At 70.5% G+C, this 16,688-nt stretch carries 13 protein-coding genes; 4 read left to right on the top strand and 9 right to left on the bottom strand.

The window, feature by feature from the left end:
• Positions 1–47 precede the first annotated feature (47 nt).
• Positions 48–2,273 (bottom strand): SpoIIE family protein phosphatase, encoded by a 2,226-nt coding sequence (locus ABZ386_RS00405; protein WP_358962721.1) that lies wholly within the window; start codon positions 2,271–2,273, stop codon positions 48–50.
• A gap of 102 nt (positions 2,274–2,375) precedes the next feature.
• Between ABZ386_RS00405 and ABZ386_RS00400 the strand changes: the two genes are divergently transcribed.
• Positions 2,376–6,452: a HAMP domain-containing protein gene (locus ABZ386_RS00400; protein WP_358962718.1), complete on the top strand. Its 4,077-nt coding sequence runs from the start codon at positions 2,376–2,378 to the stop codon at positions 6,450–6,452.
• Positions 6,449–6,928 carry a response regulator gene (locus tag ABZ386_RS00395; protein ID WP_356499393.1) on the top strand — a complete coding sequence of 160 codons (480 nt, stop codon included), beginning with the start codon at positions 6,449–6,451 and terminating at the stop codon, positions 6,926–6,928. The genes ABZ386_RS00400 and ABZ386_RS00395 overlap by 4 nt, the downstream gene beginning before the upstream one ends.
• Here ABZ386_RS00395 and ABZ386_RS00390 read toward each other — a convergent pair.
• The 3 genes from ABZ386_RS00390 to lepA form a co-directional block, all read right to left on the bottom strand.
• Entirely contained in the window at positions 6,916–7,341 is a 426-nt protein-coding gene (locus ABZ386_RS00390) for a MarR family transcriptional regulator (RefSeq protein WP_351346196.1), read from the bottom strand. The two genes, ABZ386_RS00395 and ABZ386_RS00390, sit on opposite strands and share 13 nt — an antisense overlap.
• Before the next feature lie 189 nt (positions 7,342–7,530).
• Positions 7,531–9,405 carry an AMP-dependent synthetase/ligase gene (locus ABZ386_RS00385; RefSeq protein WP_114252386.1) on the bottom strand — a complete coding sequence of 625 codons (1,875 nt, stop codon included), beginning with the start codon at positions 9,403–9,405 and terminating at the stop codon, positions 7,531–7,533.
• A 263-nt stretch (positions 9,406–9,668) separates the two neighbouring features.
• Positions 9,669–11,537 carry a translation elongation factor 4 gene (gene lepA / locus ABZ386_RS00380; protein WP_114252388.1) on the bottom strand — a complete coding sequence of 623 codons (1,869 nt, stop codon included), beginning with the start codon at positions 11,535–11,537 and terminating at the stop codon, positions 9,669–9,671.
• 240 nt (positions 11,538–11,777) lie between these two features.
• On the opposite strand from lepA, the gene rpsT reads away from it, so the two are divergent.
• On the top strand, positions 11,778–12,044 hold the full coding sequence (rpsT, locus tag ABZ386_RS00375; protein WP_010042013.1) for a 30S ribosomal protein S20: 267 nt from the start codon (positions 11,778–11,780) through the stop codon (positions 12,042–12,044).
• A 196-nt stretch (positions 12,045–12,240) separates the two neighbouring features.
• Here the strand turns inward: rpsT and ABZ386_RS00370 are convergent, their stop codons facing one another.
• Positions 12,241–12,636, bottom strand: a complete 396-nt coding sequence (locus tag ABZ386_RS00370; RefSeq protein ID WP_351346191.1) for a nuclear transport factor 2 family protein — start codon at positions 12,634–12,636, stop codon at positions 12,241–12,243.
• Between the two features lie 101 nt (positions 12,637–12,737).
• Here ABZ386_RS00370 and ABZ386_RS00365 point away from each other — a divergent pair, with 101 nt between their 5' ends.
• The gene (locus ABZ386_RS00365; protein ID WP_351346189.1) at positions 12,738–13,163 is read left to right on the top strand and encodes a VOC family protein; all 426 of its coding nucleotides are present in this window, start codon (positions 12,738–12,740) and stop codon (positions 13,161–13,163) included.
• A gap of 11 nt (positions 13,164–13,174) precedes the next feature.
• Here the strand turns inward: ABZ386_RS00365 and holA are convergent, their stop codons facing one another.
• The 4 genes from holA to ABZ386_RS00345 all read right to left on the bottom strand — a co-directional run bounded on the left by holA (position 13,175) and on the right by ABZ386_RS00345 (position 16,686).
• Positions 13,175–14,164: a DNA polymerase III subunit delta gene (gene holA, locus ABZ386_RS00360; RefSeq protein ID WP_358962713.1), complete on the bottom strand. Its 990-nt coding sequence runs from the start codon at positions 14,162–14,164 to the stop codon at positions 13,175–13,177.
• A 345-nt stretch (positions 14,165–14,509) separates the two neighbouring features.
• Entirely contained in the window at positions 14,510–14,755 is a 246-nt protein-coding gene (locus ABZ386_RS00355) for a hypothetical protein (protein WP_356499387.1), read from the bottom strand.
• A 38-nt stretch (positions 14,756–14,793) separates the two neighbouring features.
• Positions 14,794–15,675, bottom strand: a complete 882-nt coding sequence (locus ABZ386_RS00350) for a YceI family protein (RefSeq protein ID WP_351346185.1) — start codon at positions 15,673–15,675, stop codon at positions 14,794–14,796.
• Positions 15,676–15,849: 174 nt separating this feature from the next.
• Positions 15,850–16,686: an arylamine N-acetyltransferase gene (locus tag ABZ386_RS00345; RefSeq protein WP_351346183.1), complete on the bottom strand. Its 837-nt coding sequence runs from the start codon at positions 16,684–16,686 to the stop codon at positions 15,850–15,852.
• Positions 16,687–16,688 lie beyond the last annotated feature (2 nt).

The raw sequence follows: 16,688 nt of genomic DNA, 5'->3' as shown, positions 1-16,688 counted from the left end.
CCTTCCATTGTCCAGCACCCGCGCGGTGCCTCCGCCCGGAGCAGCGGTCACTCCGCCTGGAGCACCAGCAGCGCCAGATCGTCCGCCGGGGGCCGTGCCCCGAACTCGTGCACGAGCCGGTTGATCCGCTCGGCTATCAGCTCGGCGTCCAGCCCGGCGCACCCGGCCAGCGCCGCCGCGAGCCCGTCCCCGTCGTCGAACTGGCGGGATCCGGAGCGGCGCTCGGTCACGCCGTCGGTGACGCACAGCAGCGTGTCGCCGGAGCGCAGCTCGAAGGTCTCGCTGCTGTACGTGGCGTCCTCGACGACGCCCAGCAGGGTCTGCGGCTGGGCGCACGTGTGGACCTCACCGCCCGCCCCGAGCAGCAGGGGCAGCGGGTGCCCGGCGGAGGCGACGGTGCAGCGGACGCCGCCGTCGAAGGGGACCAGTTCGCCGTAGAGCAGGGACAGGAAGCGCGTCTGGGGGCCGTCGCCGGGCGGGGTCGGTCGCGCGCCCGCGGCGACCAGCGCCCGGGCCGCCGCGTCCGCGGCCTCCGTGGCGTCGTCGAGCAGGAGCTGGTTGAGGCGGTCGAGGACGTCGGCCACCCGGTAGCCCTCGCGGGCCAGCAGCCGCAGCCAGGGCCGGGCGAGGCCGATGACGACGGCGGCCTCGGGCCCCTTGCCCTGGACGTCGCCGACTGCGAAGCACCAGCGGCCGTCGCCGGCCGGGAACAGGTCGTAGAAGTCGCCGCTGGGCCCGCCCTTGTCGTACGGCTCGTAGACGAGGGCGCTGCGCACCCCCGGGATCTCGGCCACGGCGCCGGGCAGCAGTCCGCGCTGGAGCACGGCGCTGATGGTGGCCTGCCGGGCGTACTGGCGGGCGGCGCCGATGGCGAGCGCGACGCGGCGGCTCAGGTCCTCGACGAGTCCGGTGATCTCGTCGGGGAAGCCGGCGGTGCCGGACCGTCCGAGGACGAGGGTGCCCAGCGGACGGCCCCCCGCGACCAGCCGGTACGCCAGTGCCTGTCCGCGTTCGCCGGGCGCGTCGCCGAGCGCCCGGCCGGGCCAGGGGTAGTCGACGGGCCCGGTCCGTAACGGGTCGGAGGGGGGCGGCGGGTCCTTCTCCAGGGCCCGGCGCAGGTCCTCGATGTGGTTCTCGCTGGCGTGCCAGACCCGGGCCAGCCGGGGCCCGCCCGCTCCGGCCCCGCCGCCCCAGCCGCCGCCGGTGGCCTCGTCCTCCAGCCAGACCGCGCACCAGTCGGCGAGCCGGGGCACGATCAGCTGCCCGGCGAGGGCGGCGACCAGGTCCTCGTCGAGCTGCCCGGCGAGCAGGTCGGAGGCCTCGGCGAGGAAGGAGAGGGCACCGCGGCCCAGCCAGGCACCGTCCCGGCCGTCCGGCCCGTCACGGCCCTCGTGACGGTCCCGCCAGTCCCGCAGATCACTCCAGTCCCGCCAGTCGCGCAGCCCGTGATGGTCCCGGGAGTCGCGCAGAACGTGGTGGTCCGGGGAGTCGCGCAGAGCGTGGTGGTCCGGGGAGTCGCGCAGCCCGTGGTCGTGGGGAGAATCACGCAGGCCGTGAGTCGAGTCGGGCTCGCTGTGCCGGTTCGGGAGGTCGCGGTGCCCCCGCGGGTCATGACCGGCCTCCCAGCCGTACCGAGGCTCCGGTGCCAGGATCTCCGCCACGCGCAACCCGCGCGCCAGCGCCTGCTCCCCGGCGTACGCCTCGATCTGCTCCCCCGCCGCGCACCCCGCGGCGGGCAGCCGCGCCCACACGGTCTTCCGGCCCGTGCGGTACGTGATCCCCCACGCCTCGCAGAGCGCGCCGACGAGCCGCAGGCCGCGCCCGTACTCGGGGGTGTCGTGCGGTGTCTCCGGCTCGCCGCCGCGCGGGGCGCGGGAGGGGTGGTGGTCGGAGACCTCGACGACGAGCGCGGTCGTGGCCTGGTCGTCGCCTTCCAGCCGGCACTCCATCTCGACGTCGGTGCCGGCGTGCACGACCGCGTTGGTGACGAGTTCGCTGACGACGAGCGTGGCGTCGTCGGCGAGGCGGTCGGTGAGGTGCTCGGCGCCGGGCAGGCCGAGGCCGGTCCACTCGGCGAGCGCCGCGCGCACCAGGGCGCGCGCGGCGCCCGGCGCGACGGAACTGCCGGCCAGGGTCGCGCGCGCCCGCGCGCACTCCTGTGCGGCCCCCTCGGCGACGGGCCCTTCTTGTGCGGGCACGGGCGTCTCCCCAGCGTGTGCAGGCGCCTCTGAGGCCCGGGAAGCGGTCTCCCGTTGCGTCGGAATGGCCCCCATGGACAGCTCCCCGGGCAGTTCGTACGAATACGCCACAGTCGATGCCGACAGAGTGACAGACTGGCCACGCCCATAAGCGCCGAGTTACCGAAGTGGGCCGCCATGAGTGAGAACAGTGCTACTCCTGTGGTCGAAGACCGGTACGAAGACGGTCAGATTCGTGCATCCGATCTCCGTCCGCTGCTCGCGGCCATGACAGCCGCACGCGACGGCGACTTCACCAAGGTGCCGGAAACCGGCCACGGGATGGTGGCCGAACTCAACGCGGTCTTCAACCAGATCATGGACCGCAGCATCCACTTCACCACCGAGGTGCGGCGCGTCAAGCGCGAGCTGGTGCGGCACGGCCGGCTCGACGAGCGGCTGTCGGCGAGCCCGGGTCAGGGACTGTGGACGTCCCGCGTCGACGACGTCAACCAGCTGCTCGACGCGCTGGTCGCCCCGGCGGCGAACGCGACGCGCGTGCTGGACGCGGTGGCCGGCGGCGATCTGACCCAGCGGGTCGATCTGCACGACGGGACCCGGCAGTTACGCGGCGACCTGCGTCGCATGGGCCGGGCCGTGAACAAGATGGTGGACCAGCTGTCCCTGTTCACGGGCGAGGTGACGCGGGTCGCGCGCGAGGTCGGCACCGAGGGGCGGCTCGGCGGCCGGGCCAAGGTGCAGGGGCTGTCGGGCAGTTGGCGGGACGTGACGGAAGCCGTCAACACGATGGCGTCGCGGCTGACGGCCCAGGTACGGGACATCGCGGCGGTGACGACGGCGGTGGCGCGCGGCGACCTGACCCGCACGGTCACGGTCGAGGCCACCGGCGAACTGCTGGAACTGAAGCTGACCGTGAACACGATGGTGGACCAGCTGTCCGCCTTCGCCGACGAGGTCACCCGCGTCGCCCGCGAGGTCGGCACGGAGGGCCAGTTGGGCGGCCGGGCGCAGGTCCGGGGCGTGTCCGGGGTCTGGAAGGACCTCACCGACAACGTCAACTTCATGGCGTCGAACCTGACGTCGCAGGTCCGCAACATCGCCCAGGTGACGACGGCCGTGGCCAACGGCGATCTGTCCCAGAAGATCACGGTCGACGCACAGGGCGAGATCCTGGAGCTGAAGTCGACGATCAACACGATGGTCGACCAGCTGTCCGCCTTCGCCGACGAGGTCACCCGCGTCGCCCGCGAGGTCGGCACGGAAGGCAACCTCGGCGGCCGGGCGCAGGTCCGGGGCGTCTCCGGCGTCTGGAAGGACCTCACCGACAACGTCAACTTCATGGCGGACAACCTCACCTCCCAGGTGCGGAACATCGCGCTCGTCTCCACCGCCGTCGCCCAGGGCGACCTCGGCAAGAAGATCACGGTGGAGGCCAAGGGCGAGATCCTGGAGCTGAAGTCGACGATCAACACGATGGTCGACCAGCTGTCCGCCTTCGCCGACGAGGTCACTCGCGTGGCCCGCGAGGTCGGCACGGAAGGCAACCTCGGCGGCCAGGCGCAGGTCCGGGGCGTCTCCGGCGTCTGGAAGGACCTCACCGACAACGTCAACTTCATGGCGCTGAACCTGACCTCCCAGGTCCGCAACATCGCCCAGGTCACCACCGCCGTCGCCAACGGCGACCTGTCGAAGAAGATCACGGTCGACGCCCGCGGCGAGATCCTCGAACTGAAGGACACCGTCAACACGATGGTGGAGCAACTGCGCGCCTTCGCCGACGAGGTGACCCGGGTCGCCCGGGAGGTCGGCACGGACGGGCGGCTCGGCGGCCGGGCGCAGGTGCTGGGCGTTTCGGGCGTCTGGCGGGACCTGACGGACAACGTCAACTACATGGCCGACAACCTCACCTCGCAGGTGCGCAACATCGCCCAGGTCGCGACGGCCGTGGCCCAGGGCGATCTGTCCCGGAAGATCGACGTGGACGCGCGGGGCGAGATCCTGGAGCTGAAGACCACCATCAACACGATGGTCGACACGCTGTCCTCGTTCGCCTCGGAGGTCACGCGCGTGGCCCGCGAGGTCGGCTCCGAGGGCCAACTGGGCGGCCAGGCCCGGGTGGAGGGCGTCTACGGCACCTGGAAGCGGCTGACGACCAACGTCAACGAACTGGCCCTCAACCTCACCACCCAGGTCCGCGCCATCGCCGAGGTCGCCTCGGCCGTGGCGCAGGGGGACATGTCCCGCTCGATCACCGTGGAGGCGCGCGGCGAGGTCGCCGAGTTGAAGGACAACATCAACCTGATGGTGGCCAACCTGCGCGAGACCACCCGCGCGAAGGACTGGCTGGAGTCCAACCTGGCCCGGCTCGCCGCCCTGATGCAGGGCCACCGCGACCTGATGGAGGTCGCCGACCTGATACTGCGCGAGCTGACCCCGCTGGTGAACGCGCAGTACGGCGCGTTCTACCTCGCCGATCCGGAGGAGGCCGGAGCGACGGTGCCCACCAAGGGGCTCGCCTTCATCGCCGGCTACGGCGCCGCCCAGGACGCGACCGTCGAGACCGGCGGCCTGCCGGTGCACGGCCTGGTCGCGCAGGCGGCCCGGGAGAAGAAGCGGATCCTGGTGGAGGGCGCCCCACCGGACTACATCAAGATCAACAGCGGGCTGGGCGAGGCGGCCCCGACCACGATCGTCATCATCCCGATCCTCTTCGAGGACAAGCTCCTCGGCGTCATCGAACTCGCCTCCTTCTCCCGCTTCTCCGATGTGCACCTGGCCTTCTTCGACCAGTTCGTCAACACCATCGGCGTCGCCATCAACACGATCATCGCCAACTCCCGCACGGAGTCCCTGCTCGGCGAGTCCCAGCGCCTCGCCATGCAGCTCCAGGAGCGCTCGGACGAACTGCAGAAGCAGCAGGGCGAGTTGCAGCGGTCCAACGCCGAACTGGAGGAGAAGGCGGCCCTGCTGGCCACGTCCTCGCAGTACAAGTCGGAGTTCCTGGCGAACATGTCGCACGAGCTGCGCACCCCGCTGAACTCCCTGCTGATCCTGGCCCGGCTGCTCTCCGACAACCCGGACGGCCATCTCTCCGACCAGGAGGTGCAGTTCGCGACGACGATCCACCGCTCGGGCTCGGACCTCCTCCAGCTCATCAACGACATCCTCGACCTGTCCAAGATCGAGGCCGGCCGGATGGACGTACGCCCCAAGCGGCTCCCCCTGATCAAGCTGCTCGACTACGTCCACGCCACGTTCCGCCCGCTCACCCTCGACCGGGGGCTCGCCTTCGAGGTGGCGGTCGGCGAGGACGTGCCGCGCGAGATGTACTCGGACGAGCAGCGCCTCCAGCAGATCCTGCGCAACCTGCTCTCCAACGCGATCAAGTTCACCGCGTCCGGCAAGGTCGAGCTGCGGGTGGACCGCGTGCAGGACGCCGAGCACCGCTATGCCCAGGACACCGACGACGTGATCGCCTTCACCGTGTCCGACACCGGCATCGGCATCGCGCCGGAGAAACTCGCGGTGATCTTCGAGGCGTTCCAGCAGGCCGACGGCACGACCAACCGCAAGTACGGCGGCACCGGGCTGGGCCTGTCCATCAGCCGGGAGATCGCGGGCCTGCTCGGCGGCCGGATCGTCGCCGAGAGCGAGCCCGGCAAGGGCTCCACCTTCACGCTCTACGTCCCCGTCGTCAGCCCCGGCCACACGGCCCCCGCCCCGGCCGAGGACCGCACCGACCCGCCCCTGCCCCTCCAGTCGGCCGCCGGACCGCTCTCTGCCGCTCCCGACGCGGACGACGCCTGGCCGTCGCCGACCAAGCTGGAGGCGTGGACGTCCGGCAGGCCGGGCCGGATCCTGCCCGGGCGGCGGGTGCTGATCGTGGACGACGACATCCGCAACGTGTTCGCCCTCACCCATGTCCTGGGCCGGGTCGGCATGACCGTGCTCTACGCGGAGAACGGCCGCGAGGGCATCGAGACGCTGGAGCGCAGCGCGGACGTCGAACTGGTCCTGATGGACATCATGATGCCGGAGATGGACGGCTACGAGACCATCTCCGCCATCCGCCGCACACCCCGCTGGGCCGGCCTGCCGATCGTGGCGCTGACCGCCAAGGCGATGCCCGGCGACCGGGAGAAGTCCATCGCCCGCGGCGCCAACGACTACGTGCCCAAGCCGGTGGACATCGACCGGCTGCTGACGGTCGTGTGCGAACTGCTGGACCCCGAGGGCGCGGAAGAAGAGGCATGAGCAGCGCGGGCGTACACCACCGACGCGCCGGGATCCTCCTGGTCGACGACATGGAGGACAACCTGATCGCCCTGGAGGCCGTGCTCGCCTCCCTGAACGAGCCGCTGGTGCGCGCGCGTTCCGGTGAGGAGGCGATGAAGGTCCTGCTGCGGCAGCCGATCGCCCTGGTCCTGCTCGACGTCCGCATGCCCGGCATGGACGGCTTCGAGACGGCCGCCCACATCAGGCGCCTGGACCAGACGAGAGACGTGCCGATCATCTTCCTCACGGGCGCGGACGACGATTCGGGCTACGCCTTCCGCGGCTACGCGACCGGCGCCGCCGACTACCTGACCAAGCCCTTCGACCCCTGGGTCCTCAGGGCGAAGGTCAGCGTCTTCCTGGACCTCTACCGCAAGGGCAGAGAGGTGGAACGCCTGCGCGCGGAGGTCCAGGACCTACGACGCCGGGTGGAGGGAGGCCCTCAGGCCCGCTGAGCGGTGAGCGCGACCCGGGCCAGGAGATCCCGGAACTGGGCCCGCTGTTCCTCGCTCAGCTCCGCGAGCAGCCGTGCTTCGGCGGCCGCGACATCGGCTCGCATGCGCTGCAGCTGCGCTCGGCCCTCGTCCAGCAGGATCACGTGGCGGGACCGCCGGTCCTGCGGATTCGGCCGCCGCGCCAGCAGACCCTGCCCCTCCAGGTCGTCGAGGAGGTAGGTCATCACCGTCCGGTCGAGACCGACCTGGCCGGCCAGTTCGAGTTGTGTCGGGGGCTTGTCCCCGGCCTCGGCCAACGCCATGAGCACCAAGTAGGCGCGTGATCCTCCGGGCAGCGTCTCCGCGGCCTCGGCCGCAGCGCGCCGCAGCGCCCCCGAGATCATACGAATCGCCCAGACCAGGTCGTTGTCCAAGGAAACACACTTGGCGCCGTCGTTCGATCGGCCACGGGGTTCAGAGGGCATCACATCACCGTAGCATCTTTCGGAATCGTCACAGATAGTCTGTCATACAGAACATCTTGACGGCATGCTCCCAGGGGCGCGGGGACTGCGCGAACGACCACGGTGAAGCCGCGGCCGTCGCACAGCCCCCGCCGCTCCCTACGCCTCGCGAGAGCCCTCGTACATCTCGTCGATCAGATGCCGGTACTCCCGCTCCACCACCGGCCGCTTCAGCTTCAGGCTCGGCGTGATCTCGCCGTGCTCCACATCGAGGTCCCGGGGCAGCAGCCGGAACTTCTTGATGGTCTGCCACCGCTGCAGCCCCTCGTTCAGCTGCTTCACATACCCGTCGACCATCTCCACCGTGACCGGCGCGGAGACGATCTCCGCGTACGACTTCCCCGCCAGTCCGTTCTCCTTGGCCCACTCGGTGATGGCGACCTCGTCGAGCGCGATGAGGGCCGTGCAGAAGTTCCGGTCCGCCCCGTGCACCAGGATGTTGGACACGTACGGGCACACCGCCTTGAACTGCCCCTCGACCTCCGCCGGCGCGATGTACTTGCCGCCGGACGTCTTGATGAGGTCCTTCTTGCGGTCGGTGATCCGCAGGTACCCGTCGGGCGACAGCTCCCCGATGTCCCCGGTGTGGAACCAGCCGTCCGGCTCCAGCACCTCGGCGGTCTTCTCGGGCAGCTTGTGGTAGCCCTCCATGATCCCCGGGCCGCGCAGCAGGATCTCCCCGTCGTCGGCGATCCGCACCTCGGTGCCGGGCAGCGGCTTGCCGACCGTGCCGGTGCGGTAGGCCTCGCCCGGGTTCACGAAGGAGGCGGCCGAGGACTCGGTCAGGCCGTAGCCCTCCAGGATGTGGATGCCGGCGCCGGAGAAGAAGTACCCGATCTCGGGTGCCAGCGCCGCCGAGCCCGAGACGCACGCCCGCAGATTGCCGCCGAAGGCCTCCCGGATCTTGGCGTACACCAGCGCGTCGGCGACCTTGTGCTTGGCACCCAGCCCGAACGGCACGGACGCGGTCCCGGTGCGCCGGAAGTTGTCCTGCGCGACCTTGGCGTACTCGCGGGCGACCTCGGCGGCCCACTGGAAGATCTTGTACTTGGCCCCGCCGCCCGCGCGCGCCTTCGCGGCGACGCCGTTGTACACCTTCTCGAAGATGCGCGGCACGGCCGCCATGTACGTCGGCTGGACGACCGGCAGGTTCTCGATGATCTTGTCGACGCGGCCGTCGACGGCGGTGACGTGGCCGACCTCGATCTGGCCGGAGGTGAGCACCTTGCCGAAGACGTGCGCGAGCGGCAGCCACAGGTACTGCACGTCCTCGCTGCTGACGAGGCCGGTCGCGGCGATCGCCTTCGCCATGTACGACCAGTTGTCGTGCGGGAGGCGCACGCCCTTGGGGCGGCCGGTGGTGCCGGAGGTGTAGATGAGGGTGGCCAGCTGGTCCTTCGTGATCGCGCCGACCCGCTCCTTGACCAGGTCGGGGTCCTTCTCCAGCCGGGCCGCGCCGCGCTTCTCCAGCTCGTCGAGGGTGAGGATCCAGTCGGCGGTCTCGACGCCGGCCGGGTCGACGACCACCACATGGGTCAGCTCGGGCAGCTCGGAGCGCTTCTCCTTCGCCTTCGCCAGCTGCTCGGCGTTCTCCGCGACGAGCACCCGGCTCTCGGAGTCGGACAGGATGTACGCGGACTCGTCGGCGTTGGTCTGCGGGTACACCGTGGTGGTCGCGGCGCCCGCGCACATGATGCCGAGGTCGGCGAGAATCCACTCGATCCGGGTGCTGGAGGCGAGGGCGACGCGCTGCTCGGGCTGCACGCCCAGCTCGATGAGCCCCGCCGCGATGGCGTAGACCCGCTCGGCGGCCTGCGCCCAGCTCAGCGACTTCCATTCGTCCGGCCCCTGTCCGGAGGACGAGGGGACCGGATACCGGTAGGCCTCGGCGTCCGGCGTGGCCGCCACGCGCTCCAGGAAGAGGCCCGCCACGGACGGCGGACGGTTCTCGATCAGTGTCTGTGTGTCGCTCACGACATCCTCCGGGGCCCGCGACAGTGCGGCTGGCTCAGGTGCGGCTGGTGGGTCCTCACGAGCTGCTGGTAACGCCGTTGTTTAACTCGCGAGTAACTATCGAGCAGGGATCAGAGTAAAGGTCGACCGGTCCCCGCGTAAGGGGCTGCGGCCTGTCACTTCGTACAGAGAGCTACCCCGTATGCGCACAGGGGCCCGCCGCACTTTCGCACGACGGGCCCCTGTTCTCCCCGGTTTGGGGCGTAACCCGCGGTAATCCGTGATTACTTCTTGCCCTTGCCCGACCCCGCGCTGTCATCGCTCGACAGGACGGCGATGAAGGCCTCCTGCGGAACCTCTACGGAACCCACCATCTTCATCCGCTTCTTGCCCTCCTTCTGCTTCTCCAGCAGCTTCCGCTTACGGGAGATGTCACCGCCGTAGCACTTGGCGAGGACGTCCTTGCGGATGGCGCGGATGGTCTCGCGGGCGATGACCCGGGAGCCGATGGCGGCCTGGACCGGCACCTCGAAGGCCTGCCGCGGGATGAGTTCCTTGAGCTTGGCGACGAGCCGCACACCGTAGGCGTACGCCTGGTCCTTGTGGGTGATCGCCGAGAAGGCGTCCACCTTGTCGCCGTGCAGCAGGATGTCGACCTTGACCAGGCTGGAGGTCTGCTCGCCGGTGGGCTCGTAGTCGAGCGAGGCGTAGCCGCGGGTCTTGGACTTCAGCTGGTCGAAGAAGTCGAAGACGATCTCGGCGAGGGGCAGGGTGTAGCGGATCTCGACCCGCTCCTCGGAGAGGTAGTCCATGCCGAGCAGCGTGCCGCGCCGGGTCTGGCACAGCTCCATGATCGAGCCGATGAACTCGCTGGGCGCCAGGATGGTGGCCCGGACGACCGGCTCGTAGACCTCCGAGATCTTACCCTCGGGGAACTCGCTCGGGTTGGTGACCGTGTGCTCGCTGCCGTCCTCCATGACGACGCGGTAGACCACGTTCGGCGCGGTGGCGATCAGGTCGAGCCCGAACTCGCGCTCCAGCCGCTCCCGGATCACGTCCAGGTGCAGCAGGCCGAGGAAGCCGACGCGGAAGCCGAAGCCGAGCGCGGCGGAGGTCTCCGGCTCGTAGACCAGCGCGGCGTCGTTGAGCTGGAGCTTGTCCAGGGCCTCGCGCAGCTCGGGGTAGTCCGAGCCGTCCAGCGGATACAGGCCGGAGAAGACCATCGGCTTGGGGTCCTTGTAGCCGCCGAGGGGCTCGGTGGCGCCCTTGGACTGGCTGGTGACCGTGTCACCGACCTTGGACTGGCGGACGTCCTTCACACCGGTGATCAGGTAGCCCACCTCACCGACGCCGAGGCCGTCGGCGCCGAGCATCTCCGGCGAGTTGGTGCCGATCTCCAGCAGCTCGTGCGTGGCGCCGGTCGACATCATCTTGATGCGCTCGCGCTTGTTGAGCTGACCGTCGATGACCCGGACGTACGTCACGACGCCCCGGTAGGAGTCGTAGACCGAGTCGAAGATCATGGCGCGGGCCGGGGCGTCCTTGACGCCGACCGGGGCCGGGACCTGCTCGACGACCTTGTCCAGCAGCGCCTCGACACCGAGCCCGGTCTTCGCGGAGACCTTGAGCACGTCGTCGGGCTCGCACCCGATGAGGTGGGCCAGCTCCTCGGCGAACTTCTCGGGCTGCGCCGCCGGCAGGTCGATCTTGTTGAGGACGGGGATGATCGTGAGGTCGTTCTCCATCGCCAGGTAGAGGTTGGCGAGGGTCTGGGCCTCGATGCCCTGGGCGGCGTCAACCAGGAGGATGGTGCCCTCGCAGGCGGCGAGCGACCGCGAGACCTCGTAGGTGAAGTCGACGTGCCCCGGGGTGTCGATCATGTTGAGGATGTGCGTGTTGTCCTTGTCGTGGGTGGGAGCCCACGGCAGACGCACCGCCTGAGACTTGATCGTGATGCCGCGCTCGCGCTCGATGTCCATGCGGTCGAGGTACTGAGCGCGCATCTGCCGCTGCTCGACCACTCCGGTCAGCTGGAGCATCCGGTCGGCGAGCGTGGACTTGCCGTGGTCGATGTGCGCGATGATGCAGAAGTTGCGGATCAGAGCCGGGTCGGTACGGCTCGGCTCGGGCACATGGCTAGGGATCGCGGGCACGCAGGGTCCTGATTCTTGAGGCGTCCGCAGTGTCTGCGGTCTCGGGTCGGATCGATACGTAGCCTCCATGGTCCCACGGGTGGCGACCGTGGACGGGTTTGGGCCGTGGATGGGCCCGCTGGTAGCCTGGGTGGCTGTGTCTCATGCCCTCTCGCAGGAGGCACGACCTCAAGAAATCACCCGGTACGGGAACCGTGCGGTTCAGTGCGGCCCCGTGCCAGAACCTGAAAAGGCTCATTCGTGGCGAACATCAAGTCCCAGATCAAGCGGATCAAGACCAACGAGAAGGCGCGGCTGCGCAACAAGGCCGTCAAGTCCTCCCTGAAGACCGCGATCCGCAAGGCCCGCGAGGCCGCTGCCGCGGGTGACGTCGAGAAGGCCACCGAGTACCAGCGCGCTGCCGCGCGTCAGCTCGACAAGGCCGTCTCGAAGGGCGTCATCCACAAGAACCAGGCCGCCAACAAGAAGTCGGCGCTGGCTCAGAAGGTCGCCGCGCTCAAGGGCTGACATCTGATGTGACCGCCGGAGGGAATCGAGCGGGCCCTCTCTCATCCGCTCCCGTCCGGCACCCTTTCGGGTCCGCGCGCGGCCTGCGTTCGCCACGCGGGCGCGGATCCAGCAGCTTGAACCGAAGGCCGGGTGGCTCTCCTGTTCCCCATGGGAGGCCGCCCGGCCTTCGTGCTGCTCAGGGCCTTCGTGCCGCTCAGGACCAGAACTCGTTGTTCTTGTCGATGTCCTCGACGCACTCGTCGAGGTCGGTGACCTTGTCGCCCACGATCCGGAAGATGATGCAGCCGGTGTCGTCGAGGTGCTTGCCGCCCCGCTCGGCCGTGAAGCGGGTCATGCCGACCGCGTGGCCGCGGCCGTCGACGGCGATGCCGATCAGCTCGGCACGAGCCGTCCCGTTGGTCTCCGCGCCGAGCCGTTCGTACATCTCGATGATCGAGTCCACGCCCTTGAAGTCGCCCGACAAGGGGTGATCTCCGGGTACGTGGTGTGTGGCGTCTCCCGCGATCAGTCCGCGCAAGGTGTCCATGTCACCGCGCGAGAAAGCCTCGAATCCCTTGCGGACCAGCGCTGCGTGGGGGTGTTCAGCCATGACCTTCGCCACCTCTCCGTCACTTGGCGACGTACGGCTGATACACCCGATTCTCCTCCTCGGCAGGAGGAGGGCGACTCGATCACGGCACAGTGGGGGGCATGGACGCAGACGACAGGAACGTGCTGGCCGGGGCCCGCGTGGCGACCCGGCTCCCCGCCCAGGACCTGGACCGGGCGCGGCGCTTCTACTCGGAGAAACTCGGCCTGGAGCCCGTCGACGAACGGCCCGGCGGGCTGCTCTACCGCTGCGGCGGCGGAGAGTTCGCGCTGTTCCGGTCGACGGGAGCCTCGCCCGGGACCTTCACGCAGATGGCGCTGGAGGTCGACGACATCGACGCCGTCGTGGCGGAGCTCAAGCGGCGCGGCGTGGTCTTCGAGGAGGTCGACGTCCCCGGCCTGCGCACGGAGGGCGGGATCGCCGAGGTCGAGGGGCACTACCCGAGCAAGGGCGCGCGGGGTGAACGCGGCGGCTGGTTCCGTGACAGCGAGGGGAACCTGCTGGGGATCGGTCAGCCGCTGTACTGAGCCCCCGGGTATCAGCCCCGGCCCCGGGAGCGCGCTGCCCGGGCGATCGCGACGACCGCCTTCTCCAGGGCGTACTCGGGGTCGTCGCCGCCGCCCTTCACGCCCGCGTCCGCCTCGGCCACCGCCCGGAGCGCCACCGACACACCGTCCGGCGTCCATCCGCGCATCTGCTGCCGCACCCGGTCGATCTTCCACGGCGGCATGCCCAGCTCCCGCGCGAGGTCGGCCGGCCGGCCGCCGCGTGCCGACGACAGCTTCCCGATCGCCCGGACGCCCTGCGCCAGCGCGCTCGTGATCATCACCGGTGCCACGCCGGTCGCCAGCGACCAGCGCAGCGCCTCCAGCGCCTCGGCAGCCCGGCCCTCGACCGCCCGGTCGGCGACCGTGAAGCTCGACGCCTCGGCCCGCCCGGTGTAATACCGCCCGACGACCGCCTCGTCGATGGTGCCCTCGACGTCCGCGACCAGCTGGGAGACCGCCGAGCCCAGCTCCCGCAGATCGCTGCCGATCGCGTCGACGAGCGCCTGGCAGGCCTCCGGCGTGGCGGACCTGCCCGTCGCGCGGAACTCCTGGCGCACGAACGCCAGCCGGTCCGCCGGCTTCGTCATCTTCGGGCAGGCCACCTCGCGCGCCCCCGCCTTGCGCGCCGCGTCGAGCAGACCCTTGCCCTTGGCTCCGCCGGCGTGCAGCAGCACGAGGGTGATCTCCTCGGCGGGCGCCCCGAGGTACGCCTTCACGTCCTTGACCGTGTCGGCCGACAGGTCCTGCGCGTTGCGTACGACCACGACCTTGCGCTCCGCGAAGAGCGACGGACTCGTCAGCTCGGCGAGCGTGCCGGGCTGCAACTGGTCCGGGGTCAGGTCCCGCACGTCCGTGTCGGCGTCGGCGGCCTTCGCGGCGGCCACCACCTCCTGCACGGCACGGTCCAGCAGCAGCTCCTCCTGGCCCACGGCGAGCGTCACCGAGGCGAGGGGGTCGTCATTCGCAGTCTTCCTGGCCATCGCGCCAAGCATCCCACGCGCCACTGACAACGCGCCGCACACGGGGCTCGTGACCGAGGGGCCGCGCACAGGGCTCGCGACTGAGGGGCCATGCCCAGGGCTCGCGGCCGACGGGGGCCCGCACACGGGGCTCGTGACCGAGGAGCCGCGCACAGGGCCCGCGGCTGAGGGGCCATGCCCAGGGCTCGTGGGCGACGGGCCGCGCACGGGGCTCGTGGGCGACGGGCCTCGCACGGGGCTCGTGGGCGACGGGCCTCGCACGGGGCTCGTGGGCGACGGGTCGCGCACGGGGCTCGTGGGCGACGGGTCGCGCACGGGGCTCGTGGGCGACGGGCCGCGGCAGTGTCACGGCTCCTCCCGCCAGCCCTCCCACTCCCCCGCGAACCGGTCCAGCTCATCGGGGTCCAGCCGCTCTTCCTCGTCCCGCAGGACGACCAGCCACTGCGCGTCCTCGGCGTCGTCCTCACCGGCCAGCGCGTCCCGCACGAGCCGCGGCTCCTCGACGACGCCGAAGCGCTCGGCCAGCGCCTGCACCACCTCTTCCGCGGCATCCCGGTCGGGCAGCACCAGCACATGTCGCACATCACTCACGCCGGACATTGTCCGACACCGCCTCGCGGCCCGGCCGCTCAGCCCTTGCGGACCACCTGCACGTCGAGGTCGACCCGGATGCTCGGCCCGACCACCGCGATGCCCCGCGCCAGCATCGTCTGCCAGCTCACGGTGAAGTCGTCCCGGTGCAGCTCGGTCGTGGCCCGGCAGGCCGCCCGCACCTCGCCCTCCATGCCGTTGCCCAGCCCCAGGTACTCGGTGTCCAGCGTGACCGTCCGCGTCACGCCGTGCAGCGACAGCGCCCCCGTCACGGCCCACCGGTTCCCGCCCTTGTGCACGAACCGCTCGCTGTAGAACTCCAGGGTCGGGAACCGCTCGACGTCCAGGAAGTCCGCCGACCGCAGATGGTCGTCGCGCATCCTCATGTTCGTGTCGATGGACGCCGCGTCGATCACCACGTGCATCGCCGACCGCTCGACCGGCTCGGCGATCCGTATGACCCCCGCGAAGGACGTGAACCGCCCGTGGATCCGGGCCAGTCCGATGTGCCGCGCCGTGAAGCCGATCGAGGAGTGCGCCGGCTCGATCTCCCAGTCACCCGGCGCGGGCAGCTCCGGCGGCCGGGCCAGCTGCAGCGTCACCTCACCGAGCGAAGCGAGCGCGTTCTCGCCGACCTGCGTGGTCGCCAGGTACGGCGTGTACCCCTCCGCCGACACCGCGAGCCGGTACTCCCCCGCGGGCACCGTCGTCAGGAACGACCCGTACGGGTCGGCTCCCCCGCTGACCACCGGACGCCCCATGGCGTCGGTGACCGCGAACTCCGCGTGCCGGACCGGCTCGTTGACCGGGTCCAGCACCCGGCAGGCCAGCACCCCGGCGCTCGGCGGCGTCGGCACCGCGGCCAGGGGACTCGTCCGTTGCACCCGGTTGCTTCGGCTTCCCAGCCAGCGGCCGATCATCCCCGACTCCCCTGTGTGACTCGAAATCGCCTGTTGATCACTGTTGATCACCAGTTGCCGAAGACGCATTCGACCACCAGTGAGGCTTTCGAGGCAACACGAGACCACATCACGGGAATCCAGCACATGTGCTGGCTCTGCACACGAGTAGCCCCGTGTCGCCCGAATTGATCCCTAGCCCGCCGGGCGCAGCACCGGCACCCTGTCGAGTTCGATGCCGAACCGCTCCCGATAGGCCCCGAGCACCTCCTCGTCCGTCCCCAGTTCCCGCGTCTCCCGCGCCCGCTCGCCCTCGGCCGAGGTCACCGTGAGCCTGCGCCCGCTGAGCGTGATCCTCCCTCCGTCCTCCGTGACCCGCGAGCAGACCAGTGACCGCGTGAAGTGCGAGACGGGCGACGTGCTGTGCCACCACGCCCCGGCCACGAAGTCGCCGAGCACCCGCGGCCTCACCTCCAGGCGGTACTGCGGCTTGCCGTCACGGATCACGTCCAGGTCCGCCGCCTCCACCGTGTCGTGCCCACCGCGCACCCCGGCCGCGTCCGGCCCCGCCTCCACGATCCGGAACGTGCCCGCGGGATCCTCCTGCTCCCCTCGCTCCCCGAACGCCAGCGGCAGGTGGCTGTGCGCCCCGAACCCGACGTCGGCCAGCCAGTCGCCCCCGTCCACCGTCCGCACCCGCAGCGCGAGATGGTCGTACGGGATCCCCAGCCGCTCCTCGTCCCCGTACACCCGTGCCGCGAGCAGCGCGACGTCGTACCCCAGCGCGGCCAGCAACGCCCCGAAGGCGCCGTTGAGTTCGTAGCAGAACCCGCCCCGCCGCGCGCCGACCACCTTCGCCAGCAGCCGCTCCTCCTCCAGCACGATCTCCTCGCCGAGATGGATGGAGAGGTTCTCGAACGGCACGGTCCGCAGATGGCACAGGTGCAGCTCGCGCAGCACGTCGACGGTGGGCCACGCCGGGTGCTCGACTCCCAGCCGGCGGAGATAGGCATCGACCTGTGCTGATTCCATGC

Origin of the sequence: Streptomyces sp. NPDC006140 (assembly GCF_040628815.1) — a bacterium.
Classification (GTDB): domain Bacteria; phylum Actinomycetota; class Actinomycetes; order Streptomycetales; family Streptomycetaceae; genus Streptomyces.
The sequence above is the reverse complement of the archived record's forward strand: the minus strand, read 5'-3'. Positions and strand labels throughout refer to the sequence as shown.

Coding starts and splice junctions, on each gene's coding strand:
- ABZ386_RS00400 (WP_358962718.1), top strand. CDS start 2,376: ATGAGTGAGAACAGTGCTACTCCTGTGGTCGAAGACCGGTACGAAGAC.
- ABZ386_RS00405 (WP_358962721.1), bottom strand. CDS start 2,273: ATGGGGGCCATTCCGACGCAACGGGAGACCGCTTCCCGGGCCTCAGAG.
- ABZ386_RS00365 (WP_351346189.1), top strand. CDS start 12,738: ATGGACGCAGACGACAGGAACGTGCTGGCCGGGGCCCGCGTGGCGACC.
- ABZ386_RS00395 (WP_356499393.1), top strand. CDS start 6,449: ATGAGCAGCGCGGGCGTACACCACCGACGCGCCGGGATCCTCCTGGTC.
- holA (WP_358962713.1), bottom strand. CDS start 14,164: ATGGCCAGGAAGACTGCGAATGACGACCCCCTCGCCTCGGTGACGCTC.
- ABZ386_RS00370 (WP_351346191.1), bottom strand. CDS start 12,636: ATGGCTGAACACCCCCACGCAGCGCTGGTCCGCAAGGGATTCGAGGCT.
- ABZ386_RS00350 (WP_351346185.1), bottom strand. CDS start 15,675: ATGATCGGCCGCTGGCTGGGAAGCCGAAGCAACCGGGTGCAACGGACG.
- ABZ386_RS00345 (WP_351346183.1), bottom strand. CDS start 16,686: ATGGAATCAGCACAGGTCGATGCCTATCTCCGCCGGCTGGGAGTCGAG.